The organism is Amorphoplanes digitatis (genome assembly GCF_014205335.1).
In the GTDB taxonomy this organism is placed as follows: Bacteria; Actinomycetota; Actinomycetes; order Mycobacteriales; family Micromonosporaceae; genus Actinoplanes; species Actinoplanes digitatus.
The window spans coordinates 56,535-73,622 of the sequence record NZ_JACHNH010000001.1 but is presented as its reverse complement, the minus strand read 5'-3'; the positions used below and the strand labels follow the sequence as shown (position 1 = coordinate 73,622).

Genomic DNA, 17,088 nt, shown 5'->3' with positions numbered 1-17,088 from the left:
CGGCCGTTCAGACAGTGCGGGTCAGGCCGTGATATCGAGTGCGACGCCGGTGCTGACCTTCGCACCCAGGCGCCCGCGCACCTCGTACTGGCCCGCGGGCGGCGCGGTGCCGGCGGCCAGGCCGGCCGAGCACCTGTTCGACTGCCGGCCGTTCCAGGTCACGTTGTAGGTGCGCTCGTCGTTCGGCGAGAACGGCCGGACCTCGGAGCCCTTGACCGTGCTGCAAGTGTCCGACGACCAGATCTTCTTCGCACCGAACTCGATGTAGAGCTCCTGGAGGTCGGCGCCGACGTCCCGGGAGCAGGTACGGGCCGAGATGTTCTTGATCTTCAGACGGATCGCCAGCGGCACGCCGCGGCGCACCGTCGCCGCCTCCGGCACCGGGATCACGGACATCTCCGCGTCCGTGCAGGCGCCGCTCGCGGCCGCGTTGACGTTCGTGTCGTCACCGGTGTCGGAACCGGTGCCGGTGCCGGCCGAGGGTGCGGTGCCCGCGCCGGTGGCGGTCAGCTCACCCGGGTCCGGCAGGGACGGGTTACCCGCGCCCGGGCCCGGGTCGGTGAAGGAAGGCTCCTCGTCCGGCGTCGATGCCGCGGGAGCCGGGGACGGCGCCTTGGATGACGCCGAGCCCGTGCCGCGCCTGTTGTCATCGTCCCCGCCGGAGCAGGAAACGAACAACACGATGACGCCGAGCAGCAGTGCACCGAGCACCACAGCACGACGCCGCCAGTACACGGCGGCAGGAAGGGGACCAACCGTCGCACGCATGATGGGTTGCACCGTACGCCCAGGCGCCCTTCACGGCGCCGCGACGCGCCGGTCCCGCGACACCGACTCGCCTACAGATCGTTAGAGATAGACCTTGCGCTGGTACACGGCGTGCGCGCCGGCGACCCGGTCGAGGAAGAGTTTTCCGGCACAGTGATCGATCTCGTGTTGCAGGGCCCGCGCCTCGAACGCGTCGGTGGTCAGCAGGACGGCCTCGCCCGTGCCCGGCAGGACCGCCTCCACCACGACGCGGCCGGCGCGTTTCACGTCGCCGGTCAGGTCCGGCACGGACATGCAGCCCTCCCGGCCCAGCCGCCATCGGCTGGCCTCCACGACCCGCGCGTTGCACAGCACGAACGTGCCGTGCGAGGTCGCCGTCTTCGGGTGCTGGGTCACGTCGACGGCGAAGACCTGGACGCCGACGCCGACCTGCGGCGCGGCGAGGCCGACGCAGCCCGGCGAGACCCGCATGGTGGCCACCAGATCCGCGGCGAGCTGCACGACCTCGGGATCCTGCGGGTCGACCTCGGCGCCGACGCCGCTCAGCACGCCCGCCGGCGCGGTCACCACGGGCAGCACCTTGCCGTCGACGCCCAGGAGGTCGGGCTTCCAGTCGGCCAGTACGTCGCTCACAGCAGGTCCGACTCGGCGCGGCGCAGCGTCACCTCGACGCCCAGTTCGTCCGCCGCCACGGCGAGGCGCGCGGCGAGGCCGTCGGCGACGCCCGGCGGCAGGTCGACCTCGGCGATCAGCACGTAGAGCGGGCCGGTGAGCCGGGTGGTGAGATCGGTGATGTTGCCGCCGGACGCGGCGACGACCCGGGTGACGGCCGCGACGATGCCGAGGCGGTCGGCGCCGTGGACACTCACCAGGTACGGCTCGCCGGCGACCTCCGCGTCCGCCTCCTGCTCGACCACCCGGACGGTGGAGATCAGGTCGCCGAGCGGCGCCAGGGCCTTCTCGACGTCCCCGGCGGCGGGCCCGGTGCAGATCAGGGTCATGGCGAAATGACCACGCAGCCGGGTCATCGTGGAGTCGGACAGGTTCGCACCGACGCCGGCGAGGGCCTCGGACACCTCCGCGATGATGCCGGTCCGGTCGGTACCGATGACGGTGATGGCAAGCTCGTTCACCCCGGCATCTTAAGCTGGGCGGGCTATGACGCTCGCCGACTCGGTCATTCAGTGGTACGACAAAAACGCCCGCGACCTGCCCTGGCGGGTCCCCGGCACCGGCGCCTGGGCGGTGCTGGTCAGCGAGGTGATGCTCCAGCAGACCCCGGTCGTGCGGGTGACGCCGGCCTGGCACGCCTGGATGCGACGCTGGCCGACCCCGGCCGCGCTGGCCGAGGATCCCCCGTCCGAGGCGATCCGGATGTGGGGGCGGCTCGGCTACCCGCGCCGGGCGATGCGGCTGCACGCCTGCGCGGTGGCGCTCGTGGAGCGGCACGGCGGGCGGGTGCCGGACGATCTCGATCAACTGCTGGCGCTGCCCGGTGTCGGCACGTACACCGCCCGGGCGGTGGCGACCTTCGCGTACGGGCAGCGTCACCCGGTCGTGGACACCAACGTGCGCCGGGTGGTGTCCCGGGCGGTCGCGGGCGACCCGGACGCGGGCCCGGCCACGACAACGGCGGACCTGGCCGCGATGGCCGAGCTGCTGCCCCTCGATCCGGCCCGGGCGGCCCGGGCGAGCATCGCGTTCATGGAGCTCGGCGCGATCGTCTGCACGGCACGCTCCCCGCTCTGTGACAGGTGCCCGTTCGAGGCCGTCTGCGCGTGGCGCCTGAGCGGGGCGCCGGCCCCGGCGGGCCCGACCCGCAGGCCGCAGCGGTACGCGGGCACCGACCGTCAGGTCCGGGGCCTCCTGCTGGAGGTGCTGCGGCACGCCACCGGCCCGGTGCCGCGCCAGCGACTGGACGCGGTCTGGCTCGACGAGACGCAGCGGGCGCGCGCCCTTGCCGGCCTGGTCGCGGACGGCCTGGTCGAACCACTCGACTCCGACGCGGACCGCTTCGTACTGGCCGGCGACCACCCGCCCCGCTTCCCACCGCTGACCTGAGCCGCGTCGCGGTAACCCGCGCTACCGGACAGGTGGAGTGGCCGACGCGGCGATCGTCGCCACGAGGTCCGGCGTGAGGGGGTATGGGCGCTCCGGCGGGAGCAGCCCCGGGTCGCGGGTGGATCGGACCCGGTGCGCGAGTTCGGTGACGTCGCGGATGGCGACCGTCCACTCGTCCGCGTAGCGGGTGGCCGCCTCGCCGCCCAGGCCCAGCTGGAGCGACCGGTGCGGCAGCGCACCCAGCTGGATCGACCGTTCCGGGTCCCACTGCACCCGTACCGGGCTGTGCCGCAGCCGCAGTGACCACTCGGCACGGTTCTCCGCGTCGCCGTCGCCGTAGGAGCTGAGGCACGCGTGGGCGAGTGCCCACTCGAACCCGGCGCGGGTGATCTCCACGGCGAGCACCCGCTCCTGGCCGGGCTTCGTGCCCCAGCCGCAGCGGTACATCATCCACAGGAACGACGGCTTGATCCACGTCATCCGCTCGCGCTTGAACGGCGGCACGAAGCGGCCCGCGCGCACCGCGGGCTCGGCGATGTCCGGCCGGTAGGCCTGGTAGACGGTGATCGTCTCGTCGGTGTAGACCGCTCGGATCTCCCGGTGGGGTACTGCCATGCGGGAATGATCGACCAGGCCCGCGTACCGGAGCGAGCCATTTACGCGCGAAACGGCCCGGCGCCGAAGCGCCGGGCCGTTCGTCAGTCGGTGCTGCCTACTCCTCCGACGTGGCCGCGCCGAGGTCGGCGGGCACCGCGTCGGGGACCACGGCGCCACGGTCGGCGCCGGTGAAGGTCAGCTTGGACTGCTCGATGTTCTGCGGGTCGCCCTCGCAGTCCACCACCACGATCTGGCCGGGGCGCAGCTCGTTGAAGAGGATCTGCTCGGAGAGGGTGTCCTCCAGGTCGCGCTGGATCGTCCGGCGCAGCGGCCGGGCGCCGAGGACCGGGTCGAAGCCCTTCTTCGCCAGGTACTTCTTGGCGTTGTCGGTCAGCTCGAGGCCCATGTCCTTGTTCTTGAGCTGGGTCTCGATCCGGGCGGTGAAGATGTCCACGATGTGCAGGATCTCGTCCTGGCGCAACTGGTGGAAGACGATCGTGTCGTCGATGCGGTTGAGGAACTCCGGGCGGAAGTGCTGCTTCAGCTCGTCGTTGACCTTGACCTTCATCCGGTCGTAGTTGCTCTCCACGTCCTCGGAGGCCTGGAAGCCCAGCGACACCGCCTTGGCCACGTCGCGCGTGCCGAGGTTGGTGGTCAGGATGATCACCGTGTTCTTGAAGTCCACGATGCGGCCCTGACCGTCGGTGAGGCGGCCGTCCTCCAGGATCTGGAGGAGCGTGTTGAACACGTCCGGGTGCGCCTTCTCGATCTCGTCGAAGAGGACGACGGAGAACGGCTTGCGGCGGACCTTCTCGGTCAGCTGGCCGCCCTCGTCGTAGCCCACGTAGCCGGGAGGTGCACCGACGAGCCGGGACACCGTGTAGCGGTCGTGGAACTCGGACATGTCGAGCTGGATCAGCGCGTCCTCGGAGCCGAAGAGGAACTCGGCGAGCGCCTTGGAGAGCTCGGTCTTACCGACGCCGGACGGGCCGGCGAAGATGAACGAGCCCGAGGGGCGCTTCGGGTCCTTCAGGCCGGCGCGGGTGCGCCGGATCGCCTTCGAGACCGCCTTGACGGCGTCCTCCTGGCCGATGACCCGCTTGTGGAGCTCGTCCTCCATGCGCAGCAGGCGGGACGTCTCCTCCTCGGTCAGCTTGTAGACCGGGATGCCGGTCCAGTTGCCCAGGACCTCGGCGATCTGCTCGTCGTCGACCTCGGACACCACATCCAGGTCGCCGGCCTTCCACTCCTTCTCCCGCTGCGCCTTCTGCCCAAGGAGCTGCTTCTCCTTGTCGCGCAGCTGCGCGGCCCGCTCGAAGTCCTGCGCGTCGATCGCGGACTCCTTGTCGCGGCGGACCTGTGCGATGCGCTCGTCGAAGTCGCGCAGGTCCGGCGGCGCGGTCATCCGGCGGATGCGCATCCGGGCGCCGGCCTCGTCGATCAGGTCGATCGCCTTGTCCGGCAGGAAGCGGTCCGAGATGTAGCGATCGGCCAGCGTCGCCGCGGCCACCAGGGCGGCGTCGGTGATGCTGATCCGGTGGTGCGCCTCGTAGCGGTCGCGCAGGCCCTTGAGGATCTCGATGGTGTGCGCCAGCGACGGCTCGCCCACCTGGATGGGCTGGAAGCGGCGCTCGAGCGCGGCGTCCTTCTCGAGGTGCTTGCGGTACTCGTCCAGGGTGGTCGCGCCGATGGTCTGTAGCTCACCGCGCGCCAGCATGGGCTTGAGGATCGAGGCGGCGTCGATGGCGCCCTCGGCGGCACCCGCACCCACCAGGGTGTGGATCTCGTCGATGAACAGGATGATGTCGCCACGCGTGCGGATCTCCTTGAGCACCTTCTTGAGGCGCTCCTCGAAGTCACCGCGGTAGCGGGACCCGGCGACCAGCGCGCCGAGGTCGAGCGTGTAGAGCTGCTTGTCCTTGAGCGTCTCGGGCACCTCGCCCTTGACGATGGACTGCGACAGGCCCTCGACGACGGCCGTCTTGCCGACGCCGGGCTCGCCGATCAGCACCGGGTTGTTCTTGGTGCGGCGGGAGAGCACCTGCATGACCCGCTCGATTTCCTTCTCCCGGCCGATGACCGGGTCGAGCTTGCCCTCGCGGGCGGCCTGGGTCAGGTTGCGTCCGAACTGGTCGAGCACCAGGCTGGTCGACGGGGCGGCCTCGCCCGCGGCGGCGCCGGCGGCGGCCGGCTCCTTGCCCTGGTAGCCCGAGAGCAGCTGGATGACCTGCTGGCGGACCCGGTTGAGGTCGGCGCCGAGCTTGACCAGCACCTGGGCGGCGACGCCCTCGCCCTCCCGGATCAGCCCGAGCAGGATGTGCTCCGTGCCGATGTAGTTGTGGCCGAGCTGGAGGGCCTCGCGCAGCGAGAGCTCCAGCACCTTCTTGGCCCGCGGCGTGAACGGGATGTGCCCGCTCGGCGCCTGCTGGCCCTGGCCGATGATCTCTTCGACCTGCTGCCGGACCCCCTCGAGGGAGATGCCGAGGCTCTCGAGAGCCTTCGCGGCGACGCCTTCGCCCTCGTGGATCAGGCCGAGCAGGATGTGCTCTGTCCCGATGTAGTTGTGGTTGAGCATCCGGGCCTCTTCTTGGGCCAGGACGACAACCCGTCGCGCTCGGTCGGTGAACCGCTCGAACATGCCCTCGTGCTCCTCACGTGCCGTGCGCCAATGAACTGGCGGGGCCAGCGCACGGGTATCGGTGATTCCCGTGCTCTCCTACTCTATCGCCGTCGGGAGACTCTGCCGGGCCCTCGAGCCCTGTCGGGCCGCCCTGCGCCGATGTTCTCCCCAACTTCGCACGCTCAACGGCTGTTCCCCACCCTTGGGGAGTACGCGCACAGCGAAATCGAGCGCCTCGCCGGCTCCATCCACAGCCTGTGGACAACACTGTCTGCCCTGTGGATAACTTACGCAGAATCGGCGGGGAGCGAGCGAAAAGCAGCAGGGTCCGCGGCGCGGAACGCGCCACGGACCCTGCCTTGGTCGGATCGGCTCAGCGGCCGGGACCCTTCACGTGGAACTCGTCCACGATCTCCTGCGGGATGCGCCCCCGGTCGGAGATGTCCTTGCCCGCCTTCTTCGCCCACTCCCGGATCGCCTTGTTCTGCTCCCGGTCGGCGGTCGCACCGCCGCGGCCGCGGGCAGCGCGCCCGCCGACGACGACACCACCGCGCGCGGCCTTCGAACCCGCGCCCACGTACGGGGCGAAGACTTCCCGCAATTTCGCCGCGTTCTTGTCGGACAGGTCGATCTCGTACTGAATGCCGTCGAGGGCGAACTTGACCGTCTCCTCGGCGTCACCGCCATCGAGGTCATCGACCAGCTTGTGAATGATCTGCTTGGCCACGCGCCGTTATCCTCTCGAACACAGGTTCTCTATCCACGCAATCACGTGAACAATAACGCGCGTGCCGCGTGTTCCGTCAATGGCGGGTAGTCGATTGACGTGGACGCGACGCAAATCGTGTGCCCGCGGCTACTCCGGGCGCACCAACGGGAACAGGATCGTTTCGCGAATGCCCAGGCCGGTCAGCGCCATCAGCAGCCGGTCGATTCCCATTCCCATCCCGCCGGCGGGCGGCATTCCGTACTCCATCGCGCGCAGGAAATCCTCGTCGAGCCGCATGGCCTCCGGGTCGCCACCGGCGGCGAGCAGCGACTGTGCCGTCAGCCGCTCACGCTGCACCACCGGGTCGGTCAGCTCCGAGTAGGCGGTCGCCAGCTCGAAGCCCATGACGTAGAGGTCCCACTTCTCCGTACACCCCGGCGTCTCGCGGTGCGCCCGGGTCAGCGGCGTCGTCTCCTCGGGATAGTCCCGCACGAACGTCGGCGCCTGGAGCGTCGGCTGGACGAGGTGCTCGAAGAGCTCCTCGGCGAGCTTGCCCGGCCCCCACTTCGGGTCGACCGCGAGGTCGTGCTTTTCCGCGTACCGCTGGAGCTGCGCCAGATCGGTCTGCACGGTCACTTCTTCGCCGAGCGCGGCGGAGAGGGAACCGAACAGGGTGACCGTTGCCCACTCGCCGCCGAGATCCAACTCGGTGCCGTCGAAGTGGGTGACGATGTGTGATCCGGCGGTCGCTTCGGCGGCCTCCTGAATCCACTCGCGCGTCTGCTGCTGCATCACGTTGTAGTCGGCATACGCCTGGTACGCCTCGAGCATCGCGAACTCCGGCGAGTGCGTGGAATCCATGCCCTCATTGCGGAAGTTACGGTTGATCTCGAAGACGCGTTCGATGCCGCCGACGACGGCACGCTTCAAAAATAGTTCCGGGGCGATACGCAGATAGAGATCTATATCGAGTGCGTTGCTGTGCGTCACAAACGGGCGGGCCGTCGCGCCGCCGTGCAGCAACTGCAACATCGGCGTTTCCACTTCGAGATAATTGCGCCCGAAGAGCGACTCGCGCAGGCTGCGTACCGTAGTCGCCCGGGCCCGGACGATCTCCCGGGCCTGCGGGCGGACAATCAGATCGACATAACGCTGCCGGACCCGGGTCTCCTCGCCCAGCGGCTTGTGCGCCACCGGAAGCGGGCGCAGCGCCTTGGCCGTCATGGTCCAGGAATCGGCGAGAACCGACAGCTCACCGCGGCGGCTGGTGATCACCTCGCCGGCGATACCGACCAGGTCACCCAGGTCGACCACGCGCTTCCACTGCTCGAGGCCCTCGGCGCCGATCTTGTCCAGGGAGAGCATGGCCTGTAGCTCGGTGCCGTCACCGTCGCGCAGCGTGGCGAAGCAAAGCTTCCCGCCGTTGCGCACGAAGATCACCCGACCGGTGATGCCGACCTTGTCCCCCGAGGCCGTGTCGGTCTCGAGCTCCGCGTACCGGGCGCGGACCTCGGCGAGCGTCGCGGTGCGGTCGAAACCGACCGGGTACGGCTCGACGCCCTCGGCCAGCAGCCGGTCCCGCTTCGACCGGCGGACCCGCATCTGTTCGGGAAGGTCCTCGGCGGGGTCAACTGCGGGATTCTGCTCGGTCACGGCACGACTCTCTGTGGAAGACGACATCTCAGGGTTCCGGAAAGCCTACTAAGCCATCCTCAGACGTTCCGCTCATATACCATCCGCAGCCCGATCAGCGTGATCATCGGCTCGTGCGCGGTGATGGTCCGGCACTCGTCCTTGACCAGCCAGGCGAGCCCGCCGGTGGCGATGACCGAGCGCACGCCGCCCAGCTCGGCGGTCATCAGGTCGACGATCCGGTCGACCTGCCCGGCGACGCCGAAATAGAGGCCCGACTGGAGGCACTCGACGGTGTTCTTGCCGATCACCGAGCGCGGCTTGGCCGGCTCGACCTTGCGCAGCTGCGCGGCGCGCGCGGCCAGCGCGTCGAACGAGATCTCGATGCCGGGCGCGAACGCGCCGCCGAGGAACTCGCCCCGCGCGCTGATCACGTCGAAGTTCGTCGTCGTGCCGAAGTCCACCACGATCGAGGGACCCCCGTAGAGCGCGTGCGCCGCGAGGGTGTTGACCACCCGGTCGGCGCCGACCTCCTTGGGGTTGTCGATGGCGAGCTGCACCCCGGTCTTCACGCCCGGCTCGACGATGACATTGGGCAGGTCGGCGTAGTAACGCCCGAGCATCGTCCGCAGCGAGCGCAGCGCGGCCGGCACGGTCGAGCAGGCCGCCACCCCGGTGATCTCCACGGCGTCCCCGGCCAGCAGGCCCCGGAACATCAGACCGAGCTCGTCAGCGGTGGACCGGGCGTCGGTCTTGATCCGCCAGCTGTGAACGAGCTTGTCCCCGTCGAACGTGGCGAGAACGGTGTTCGTATTTCCAATATCAATGCAAAGCAGCACGGTGGGAGCCTAACCATTCGACGGTACGGGCGTTGGGGCTGGCAACCGCAACACCGATGACCAGGCTGTGCGGGTCACGGACACGCCGCGTGGGCCGCACACCGCGGGCGGCCCAAGCTCACGTGCGGGACCCGGCGGCGGTCCGACCTGCCGCCTCGCTTCAGCTCGTGCGGAGGTCGAGCGCGATGTCGAGGATCGGGGACGAGTGGGTCAGGCCGCCTACCGAGAGGTAGTCGACGCCGGTCGCGGCGTAGGCCTTCGCGGTCGCAAGGGTCAGGTTGCCGGTGGCCTCCAGCTCGGCCCGGTCGCCGACCGCGGCCACGACCTCGCTCAGCAGGTCCGGGGTCATGTTGTCGCAGAGCAGGAAGTCGGCGCCCGCCTCGACGGCCTCGACCGCCTCGGCCACCGTGGTGACCTCCACCTGGACGGCCACGTCCGGGAACGTCGAGCGGACCGAGCGGTAGGCCGCGGTGATGCTGCCGGCCGCGAGCTTGTGGTTGTCCTTGATCATGGCGACGTCGTAGAGGCCCATGCGCTTGTTCGTGCCGCCGCCGGCCCGGACCGCGTACTTCTCCAGCACGCGCAGGCCCGGCGTCGTCTTGCGGGTGTCCAGCACCGTCGCCTTGGTGCCCGCCAGCTCGTCGGCCCACCTGCGGGTGTGCGTCGCGACGCCGGACATCCGGCAGAGCAGGTTGAGCGCCGTGCGCTCGGCCGTGAGCAGGGACCGGGTCGGCCCGGTGACCACCGCGAGGACGTCGCCGCGGGCCACCCGGGCGCCCTCCTCGACCCGCTGGTCGAACTCCGCGGTGCCGCCGGAGGTCGCCGCGAAGACCAGGGCCGCGACCGGCAGGCCGGCCACCACGCCGGGTGCGCGGGCGACCAGCTCGGCGGTGTCGACCTGGCCGGCCGGGATCGTCGCCTCGCTCGTCACGTCGCGGGGCGGGTCGCCGAGGTCCTCGGCCAGCGCCGTGTAGACGATCCGCTCCACCTCGGCGAGGTCGAGGCCGCCGGCCGGTCCCGGTGCGGTGCGCTCGGTCATGCCATCTCCTCGAAGGTCTGTGTCAGGTAGCCGCCGGCGTCGATCGCGTCGAGCAGGTGCCCGCGCCATTCGTCCGCCGCGTTCGGGTAGTCCTCGCGCCAGTGGCAGCCCCGCGTCTCGCGCCGCTCGGAGGCCGAGGCGACGAGCGCGCTCGCCACGGTCAGCAGGTTTGTCGCCTCCCAGGCCGCGTTGCGGGGCACGCCGCGCTGCTCGCCGAGGCGGGCCAGCTCCTTGGCCGTGACGGCGAGCGAGTCCGCCGAGCGGAGCACCCCGGCGCCGCGGGTCATCGCCCGCTGGAGGTCGCCGCGGATCGCCGGGGCGACGACCCAGCCCGGGCCGCCGGCCTGCGGCGCCGGGTCCGCCTGCGGCGGCAGCTCGCGGGCGATGTCGTCGGCGATGCGCCGGGAGAAGACCAGGCCCTCCAGCAGCGAGTTGCTCGCCAGCCTGTTCGCGCCGTGCACGCCGGTGCAGGCCACCTCGCCGCAGGCGTAGAGGCCCGGTATCGAGGTGCGGCCGTGCAGGTCGGTGCGGACGCCGCCGGAGGCGTAGTGCGCCGCCGGTGCCACCGGGATCAGCTCGGTCGCCGGGTCGATCCCGGCGGCCCGGGTGGACGCCACGATCGTCGGGAAGCGGTGCTCCAGGAACTCCCGGCCCAGGTGCCGGGCGTCCAGGTAGACGTGGTCGGCGCCGGTGGCACGCAGCACCCGGTGGATGCCCTTGGCGACGATGTCGCGCGGCGCCAGCTCGGCGAGCTCGTGCTGGCCGACCATGAACCGCTTGCCGGCCTCGTCGACCAGGTGTGCGCCCTCCCCGCGCAACGCCTCGGAGATCAGCGGGCGCTGCACCGAGGTCACGCTCGCCGTCACGAACGACGTCGGGTGGAACTGGACGAACTCCACGTCGTTGACCTTGGCTCCGGCCCGCAGCGCGAGCGCCACGCCGTCGCCGGTCGAGACCGCCGGGTTGGTGGTGGAGGCGAAGATCTGGCCCATCCCGCCGGTGGCCAGCACCACCGCGCGGGCCAGGATCGCGCCGACGCCGTCCTCGCTGCCCTCGCCGAGTACGTGCAGGGTGATGCCGCAGGCCCGGCCGTCGGCCGCGCGCAGCAGGTCCAGCACCAGGGCGTGCTCGACCAGCCTGATCCACGGGTCCCGGCGCACCGCCTCGTGCAGGGCGCGCTGCACCTCGGCGCCGGTGGCGTCGCCGCCGGCGTGCACGATCCGGTCGGCGCGGTGGCCGCCCTCGCGGGTCAGCATCAGCGACCCGTCGACGTTGCGGTCGAACTCGGCGCCGATCCGCATCAGCTCCCGGATCCGCGCCGGCCCCTCCTCGACGAGCACCCGTACGGCCGCGGGGTCGCAGAGGCCGACCCCGGCGATCTCGGTGTCGAAGGCGTGGGCCTCCGGGGTGTCGAGGGGGTCGAGCACGGCCGCGATGCCGCCCTGCGCCCAGCGGGTCGACCCGTCATCGATATTGACCTTGGTGACCACGGTGACGTGCAGGCCCGCCTCGCGCAGGTAGAGCGCGGCGGTGAGGCCCGCGACGCCGGAGCCGACCACCAGCACGTCGGTGGTCTCGGTCCAGCCGGGCTCGGCGGCGGCCAGGCGGCGCGGGAGCACCGGAAGGTCGGCAAGATGCGACATGGGCTCAGTCAACCCTTCCGGCGCGGCGAAATCACGGCCGGGGCCCAAGAAGTGCCGGGCGTTACTGGTACTGGACGGGCGCGCCCTTCGGGCCCTTGCCCTTCAGCGAGGTCGTGAGGTTGGCACCGTCGACCCAGAGGTAGCAGCGCACGTACCGGTCGCCCAGCGCCCAGACGTCGTCGCCACCGGGCAGCGAGATCACGCCGGCCCGGTACTTCAGGTCGGCGTCGTTCGGCACGCCGACGTACGAGGCGATCAGGCCCCGGCAGCCCTCGTGGAACTCGTCCCAGTCCTTCGCCGTCTTCGGATAACCGCGGTTGCCCGCGTTCCAGACGCCGACGAACTCGGAGTTGTGCTTGGTGTCGCACGGCACGCTGGGCATCGAGGCGATCTCGCCCGCCCGGTCCAGCAGCGCGGTGTAGCAGGTCAGCAGCAGCGGGGACTTCGGGTCCTTGAGCGCGTCGCGCAGCGTGCCGACCCGCTGCACCAGCCCGCCGTCGTCCTCGATCGAGCTGCTGACCAGCACCTCGCAGCGGAACCAGCGGGCGCCGCCGGCCCAGGCGGCCGCGGTCGGCTGGGTCACGCCGACCCACAGCCGGGCGTTGCGCCACGGCGCACCCACGTACTCGGTGGTCTTGCGGTCACAGGTCTGGTACGCCGCCCGGGCGGCCGCCGAGCCCGGCGCGGGCGGCTCATCGGCGTCGGCCGCCGGGCTCGGATAGGTGCCGACGTAGACGGTCTCGGTGCGGTGCTTGAGCTTGCAGCCGACCACCTCGTAGGTGGCCCGGGCGCCGGCGGTCGAGAAGTTGGCAAGGTGGCAGGTCTGCGCCGCGGGCGTGAAACCGGTCGGTGCGCCGATCGTCGCCCAGCCGTCGGTGAGGTCACCGTCCACGCCGGCGGGGTAGCCGCAGCCGCCGGCCGCCAGGACGGCGAACAGGCTCAGCGCGGCCGCGATCGCCCAGCGCCCGCGTGACCGCCGCCGAGGCGAGTGTCGCATGAAATCCGAGCCTCCCCGGGGCCGCCGATGTCCGATTTGTCAATCATATGGCAATCGGCTCGGCGGCCAGGCGGCTTCGGCCCGACCATGCGGTTCCGGCGGTTCCGCCCAGACGTCAGGCGGCGTTTCCGAGCAGGAGCGGCACGTTGTCGATCAAGCGGGTCGTGCCCACCTTGGCGGCGACCAGCAGCCGGGCCGCGCCGTCGCGCGGGGGCGCACCCAGCAGCGGGCCGGTCAGGGCCAGGTAGTCGACCTGCACGCCGGGCTCGTCGGCGAGGATCTTGCCGGCCGCCTCCAGCGCGCTCTGCGCGTCGCTCTGCGCCGCGCCCTCGCGCAGGGCGTGCGAGAGCGCGAGCGCGGCCTGCCGCTGCTCGGCCGAGAGGTAGCGGTTGCGGCTGGACAGGGCCAGGCCGTCGGCCTCCCGGACGGTCGGCACGCCGATGATCTCCACGCCGATCTCCAGGTCGCGGACCATCCGGCGGATCAGGGACAGCTGCTGGAAGTCCTTCTCGCCGAAGAACGCCAGGTCGGCGCGGGTCAGCAGGAGCAGCTTGGCGACGACGGTGAGCATCCCGGAGAAGTGCCCGGGCCGGCTCGCGCCCTCCAGGATCGTGCCCATCGGTCCGGCTTCCAGGGTCACCTGCGGCGTGCCGCCGGGGTACATCTCGTCGCGGTCGGGCGCGAAGACCAGGTCGACCCCCTCGGCGCGGCAGGCCTCCAGGTCGGCCTCCAGCGTGCGCGGGTACTTGTCGAAGTCCTCGTTCGGGCCGAACTGGAGCGGGTTCACGAAGATCGTGACGAGCACGAAGTCGCCGCGCTCGCGGGCCTCGCGCATCAGCTGGCGGTGGCCCTCGTGCAGGGCGCCCATGGTCATCACGACGGCCACCCGGCCGGTCGCGGCGTCCCGGGCGGCGGCGAGTTCGGCGCGGGTGTGTACGAGCGCGGTCATGAGGGGCTCCCTACGGTCGCCGGTGCGGTCGCCTGTGCGCCCGCCTGAGCAAGAACGTCCAGCAGCAGCGCCGCGTCCTGCGGCCGCAGCCGCCCGGCGGCGATGGCCCGGTCGGCGGTGCGCCGGGCCAGAGCGAGATAGGCCGGCGCGGACTCCGGCGCGACGCGGTCCAGGTGCTTGCGCACGGTCCCGGCGTCGCCGCGGGAGACCGGCCCGGTGAGCGCGGCGTCGCCGAGCAGCAGGGCGTTGTCCAGCGCGGCGTGCAGCAGCGGCGACAGGACGGCCTCCGGGTGCTCGACGCCGGCGGCGCGCAGCAGGTCGGCGGCCTCGTTGACGAGCGTGACCAGGTGGTTCGCGCCGTGCGCGAGGGCTGCGTGGTAGAGCGGCCGGGCATCCTCGGCGACCCACTCGGGGATGCCGCCGAGGTCGGTGACCAGCCGCGACGCGAAGGCACGGTCCCGCGCGGTCACGCCCCAGGCGATGCCGGGCAGCCGCTCGAGGTCGGCGTCCGCGCCCGTGAAGGTCATCGCCGGGTGCAGCGCGATGCCGTCGGTGTCGCCGAGGACGGCCAGGCCGTGCGCGCCCGAGGTGTGCGCGACGGTCGTGCCGCCGCGCAGGGATCCGGTGGCGGCCAGGCCGGAGACGACCGCGGCCAGATGATCGTCGGGAACGGCGAGCAGCAGCAGATCGGTGGCGGACCGAGCGACCTCGTCCGCGGGGAGGATCGCGGCTCGCGGAAGCAGGCGGCGGGCCCGTTCACGGGAGGCGGCGGAGACGGCCGCGACGGCGACCACGCGGTGTCCGGCGGCCTCGAGGGCGGCACCGAGCACGGCACCGACCCGTCCGGCGCCGACAACGCCGACGACCAGGGCATTCGCACGCTTTCCGGCGCGCGGCAGAGCGCTCATTTACAGATCCAGTCCTCGCGAAAGGGGTACCGGTCGACCGCAATTATGCGCCGATGTAACGCGCGTGTGACAAGAGCGTGTGAACAACCGCACCGGCGATTTGCGCCTAGATTGGCGTTCGTGACGAACGTGGGTTGGCGGTCAGCGATGGCCGGGGCACTGTACGGAACCGGGGGCTTCTTCACCCGGGCGGCCGAGGGCCCCGCGGACCACTTCCGTACCAGCGTGCACGCCTCCCCCCTGTTCGCGAGCGCACTGCTGCGGCTGATCCGGCGGGTGGACTCGGCGCTGGGCTGCCCCGGCCGCCTGGACGTGGTCGACGTGGGCGCCGGGCGCGGCGAACTGCTGGCCGCCCTGCGAGCGCTGGTGAGCGCCGACCCGGCCGCGACCGTTCGCGGACTCGCCGGGCGTATCCGCTTCACCGGCGTCGAGGTCGCACCGCGGCCCGCCGGGCTGCCGCGGGAGATCGGCTGGCGGCGCGACGTGCCCGAGGGCTTCGTCGGGGTGCTGGTGGCGACCGAGTGGCTGGACAACGTGCCGCTCGACATCGCCGAGGCCGACGCCGAGGGGCGGCTGCGCCGGGTGCTCGTCGACCGCGGTACCGGGCTGGAGTCGCTCGGGCCGGACGTCGGCGCCGCCGACCGCTTCTGGGCGGCGCGCTGGTGGCCGGACGCCGGGCCCGGCGACCGGATCGAGATCGGCTGGCCCCGCGACAACGCCTGGTCCGATGCGGTCGGCGCGCTGCGGTCCGGTTGCGCGCTTGCCGTCGACTACGGACACCTGCGTGCGGCGCGGCCCCCGCTGGGCACCCTCACCGGCTACCGGGACGGGCGGCAGGTCGAGCCGGTGCCCGACGGCACGTGCGACATCACGGCACACGTTGCCGTGGACTCCGCCGCGGCCGCGGCCGGGACCGCGTACCGGATCATCGGCCAGCGTGAGGCGCTGCGCGGCCTCGGTGTCGACGGCGGGCGACCGGCGCTGGACCTGGCGCGCACGGACCCGGCGGGATATCTGCGGGCGCTAAGCGCGGCCGGCGCCGCCGCCGAACTCACCGACCCCGCCGGGCTGGGCGGGCACTGGTGGCTGCTGCACGAGGTGGGCATCGAGCTTCGTGGGACGATGCTGCCGTGAGCGAACGCAGTGAGCGAACCACCGGGCTCGGCAGGACGCACTCGTGAGCGACCTGCGGGAGATGACGGTCGGCACCGGGTCCGGGCTCGACACGGCCGACATGGTGCTCAACATCGGCCCACAGCACCCGTCGACGCACGGCGTGCTCCGGCTCAAACTCACCCTCGACGGTGAGCGGGTCACCGCCTGCGAGCCGATCGTCGGCTACATGCACCGCGGCGCCGAGAAGCTGTTCGAGGTGCGCGACTACCGGCAGATCATCGTGCTGGCCAACCGGCACGACTGGCTCTCGGCGTTCTCAAACGAACTCGGCGTCGCGCTCGCCGTCGAGCGGCTCATGGGCCTCGAGGTTCCCGAGCGCGCGACCTGGCTGCGGATGGCACTCGCCGAGCTGAACCGGGTGCTCAACCACCTGATGTTCCTCGGCTCGTACCCGCTGGAGATCGGCGCGATCACGCCGATGTTCTACGCCTTCCGGGAGCGGGAGACGCTCCAGGCCGTCATGGAGGAGGTCTCCGGCGGCCGGATCCACTACATGTTCAACCGCGTCGGCGGGCTCAAGGAGGAGGTGCCGGCGGGCTGGACCGGCCGGGCCCGGGAGGCGATCGGCAAGGTGCGCCGCCGGATGCCGGACATCGACCGGCTGATCCGCGCCAACGACATCTTCCTCGCCCGTACCGTCGGCGTCGGGGTGCTGACCGCCGAGCAGGCGGCGGCGTACGGCGCGTCCGGGCCGGTGGCGCGGGCCAGCGGCCTCGACATCGACCTGCGGCGCGACGAGCCTTACCTGGCCTACGACCAGCTCGACGTCCCGGTGGTGACCCGGACGGCCGGTGACTGCCACTCGCGCTTCGAGGTGCTGCTGGATCAGGTGTACGTCTCCCTTGACCTGGCGCAGGCCTGCCTGGACCGGGTCGACCAGATCGGCGGGCCGGTGAACGTGCGCCTGCCGAAGGTGGTCAAGGCGCCGGAGGGCCACACGTACGCCTGGACGGAGAATCCGCTGGGCATCAACGGCTACTACCTGGTGTCCCGCGGCGAGAAGACACCGTGGCGGCTGAAGCTGAGGACGGCGTCCTACGCGAACGTGCAGGCGCTGGCGACGCTGATCCCGGGGTGCCTGGTGCCGGACCTGATCGCGATCCTGGGGTCGATGTTCTTCGTGGTCGGGGACATCGACAAGTAGCGGGCC

General features: G+C 71.6%; 16 protein-coding genes. 3 read left to right on the top strand and 13 right to left on the bottom strand.

Annotated features, from left to right (window positions below; translation table 11 throughout):
• Positions 1–21 precede the first annotated feature (21 nt).
• The 3 genes from BJ971_RS00305 to BJ971_RS00295 all read right to left on the bottom strand — a co-directional run bounded on the left by BJ971_RS00305 (position 22) and on the right by BJ971_RS00295 (position 1,901).
• Positions 22–711: an adhesin gene (locus tag BJ971_RS00305; protein WP_307837391.1), complete on the bottom strand. Its 690-nt coding sequence runs from the start codon at positions 709–711 to the stop codon at positions 22–24.
• A gap of 138 nt (positions 712–849) precedes the next feature.
• Positions 850–1,401: a peptide deformylase gene (locus BJ971_RS00300; RefSeq protein WP_184988222.1), complete on the bottom strand. Its 552-nt coding sequence runs from the start codon at positions 1,399–1,401 to the stop codon at positions 850–852.
• Positions 1,398–1,901 (bottom strand): glycine cleavage system transcriptional repressor, encoded by a 504-nt coding sequence (locus BJ971_RS00295; RefSeq protein WP_184988220.1) that lies wholly within the window; start codon positions 1,899–1,901, stop codon positions 1,398–1,400. Before BJ971_RS00295 ends, BJ971_RS00300 begins: the two co-directional genes overlap by 4 nt.
• Positions 1,902–1,926: 25 nt before the next feature.
• Here BJ971_RS00295 and BJ971_RS00290 point away from each other — a divergent pair, with 25 nt between their 5' ends.
• Positions 1,927–2,829: an iron-sulfur binding domain-containing protein gene (locus BJ971_RS00290; protein ID WP_184988217.1), complete on the top strand. Its 903-nt coding sequence runs from the start codon at positions 1,927–1,929 to the stop codon at positions 2,827–2,829.
• 21 nt (positions 2,830–2,850) lie between these two features.
• On the opposite strand, the gene BJ971_RS00285 is transcribed toward BJ971_RS00290, so the two are convergent.
• The 10 genes from BJ971_RS00285 to BJ971_RS00240 form a co-directional block, all read right to left on the bottom strand.
• Complete coding sequence (locus BJ971_RS00285; RefSeq protein ID WP_184988214.1) at positions 2,851–3,444, bottom strand: DUF4291 domain-containing protein; 594 nt, start codon at positions 3,442–3,444, stop codon at positions 2,851–2,853.
• Between the two features lie 97 nt (positions 3,445–3,541).
• On the bottom strand, positions 3,542–6,064 hold the full coding sequence (locus tag BJ971_RS00280; RefSeq protein ID WP_184988211.1) for an ATP-dependent Clp protease ATP-binding subunit: 2,523 nt from the start codon (positions 6,062–6,064) through the stop codon (positions 3,542–3,544).
• Between the two features lie 355 nt (positions 6,065–6,419).
• On the bottom strand, positions 6,420–6,773 hold the full coding sequence (locus tag BJ971_RS00275; RefSeq protein ID WP_184988208.1) for a histone-like nucleoid-structuring protein Lsr2: 354 nt from the start codon (positions 6,771–6,773) through the stop codon (positions 6,420–6,422).
• 129 nt (positions 6,774–6,902) lie between these two features.
• Positions 6,903–8,408, bottom strand: a complete 1,506-nt coding sequence (gene lysS / locus BJ971_RS00270; protein WP_184988205.1) for a lysine--tRNA ligase — start codon at positions 8,406–8,408, stop codon at positions 6,903–6,905.
• 59 nt (positions 8,409–8,467) lie between these two features.
• A complete protein-coding gene (locus BJ971_RS00265) occupies positions 8,468–9,226 on the bottom strand; it encodes a type III pantothenate kinase (RefSeq protein WP_184988202.1) in 759 nt (252 codons plus the stop codon).
• Between the two features lie 160 nt (positions 9,227–9,386).
• The gene (gene nadC / locus BJ971_RS00260; RefSeq protein WP_184988199.1) at positions 9,387–10,265 is read right to left on the bottom strand and encodes a carboxylating nicotinate-nucleotide diphosphorylase; all 879 of its coding nucleotides are present in this window, start codon (positions 10,263–10,265) and stop codon (positions 9,387–9,389) included.
• Entirely contained in the window at positions 10,262–11,908 is a 1,647-nt protein-coding gene (locus BJ971_RS00255) for an L-aspartate oxidase (protein ID WP_184988196.1), read from the bottom strand. Before BJ971_RS00255 ends, nadC begins: the two co-directional genes overlap by 4 nt.
• 61 nt (positions 11,909–11,969) lie before the next feature.
• Positions 11,970–12,905, bottom strand: coding sequence for a septum formation family protein (locus BJ971_RS00250; protein WP_184988193.1), 936 nt, complete (start codon positions 12,903–12,905; stop codon positions 11,970–11,972).
• A gap of 115 nt (positions 12,906–13,020) precedes the next feature.
• Positions 13,021–13,854 carry a pantoate--beta-alanine ligase gene (panC, locus tag BJ971_RS00245; protein ID WP_184988190.1) on the bottom strand — a complete coding sequence of 278 codons (834 nt, stop codon included), beginning with the start codon at positions 13,852–13,854 and terminating at the stop codon, positions 13,021–13,023.
• Positions 13,851–14,762 carry a Rossmann-like and DUF2520 domain-containing protein gene (locus BJ971_RS00240; RefSeq protein WP_184988187.1) on the bottom strand — a complete coding sequence of 304 codons (912 nt, stop codon included), beginning with the start codon at positions 14,760–14,762 and terminating at the stop codon, positions 13,851–13,853. Before BJ971_RS00240 ends, panC begins: the two co-directional genes overlap by 4 nt.
• A 147-nt stretch (positions 14,763–14,909) precedes the next feature.
• On the opposite strand from BJ971_RS00240, the gene BJ971_RS00235 reads away from it, so the two are divergent.
• Positions 14,910–15,896, top strand: coding sequence for an SAM-dependent methyltransferase (locus BJ971_RS00235; protein WP_239087519.1), 987 nt, complete (start codon positions 14,910–14,912; stop codon positions 15,894–15,896).
• A gap of 61 nt (positions 15,897–15,957) precedes the next feature.
• On the top strand, positions 15,958–17,082 hold the full coding sequence (locus tag BJ971_RS00230; RefSeq protein ID WP_184998535.1) for an NADH-quinone oxidoreductase subunit D: 1,125 nt from the start codon (positions 15,958–15,960) through the stop codon (positions 17,080–17,082).
• The last annotated feature ends 6 nt before the right edge of the window (positions 17,083–17,088 follow it).

Coding starts and splice junctions, on each gene's coding strand:
- BJ971_RS00230 (WP_184998535.1), top strand. CDS start 15,958: ATGACGGTCGGCACCGGGTCCGGGCTCGACACGGCCGACATGGTGCTC.
- panC (WP_184988190.1), bottom strand. CDS start 13,854: ATGACCGCGCTCGTACACACCCGCGCCGAACTCGCCGCCGCCCGGGAC.
- BJ971_RS00290 (WP_184988217.1), top strand. CDS start 1,927: ATGACGCTCGCCGACTCGGTCATTCAGTGGTACGACAAAAACGCCCGC.
- BJ971_RS00285 (WP_184988214.1), bottom strand. CDS start 3,444: ATGGCAGTACCCCACCGGGAGATCCGAGCGGTCTACACCGACGAGACG.
- BJ971_RS00250 (WP_184988193.1), bottom strand. CDS start 12,905: ATGCGACACTCGCCTCGGCGGCGGTCACGCGGGCGCTGGGCGATCGCG.
- BJ971_RS00255 (WP_184988196.1), bottom strand. CDS start 11,908: ATGTCGCATCTTGCCGACCTTCCGGTGCTCCCGCGCCGCCTGGCCGCC.
- BJ971_RS00235 (WP_239087519.1), top strand. CDS start 14,910: ATGGCCGGGGCACTGTACGGAACCGGGGGCTTCTTCACCCGGGCGGCC.
- BJ971_RS00240 (WP_184988187.1), bottom strand. CDS start 14,762: ATGAGCGCTCTGCCGCGCGCCGGAAAGCGTGCGAATGCCCTGGTCGTC.
- BJ971_RS00280 (WP_184988211.1), bottom strand. CDS start 6,064: ATGTTCGAGCGGTTCACCGACCGAGCGCGACGGGTTGTCGTCCTGGCC.
- nadC (WP_184988199.1), bottom strand. CDS start 10,265: ATGACCGAGCGCACCGCACCGGGACCGGCCGGCGGCCTCGACCTCGCC.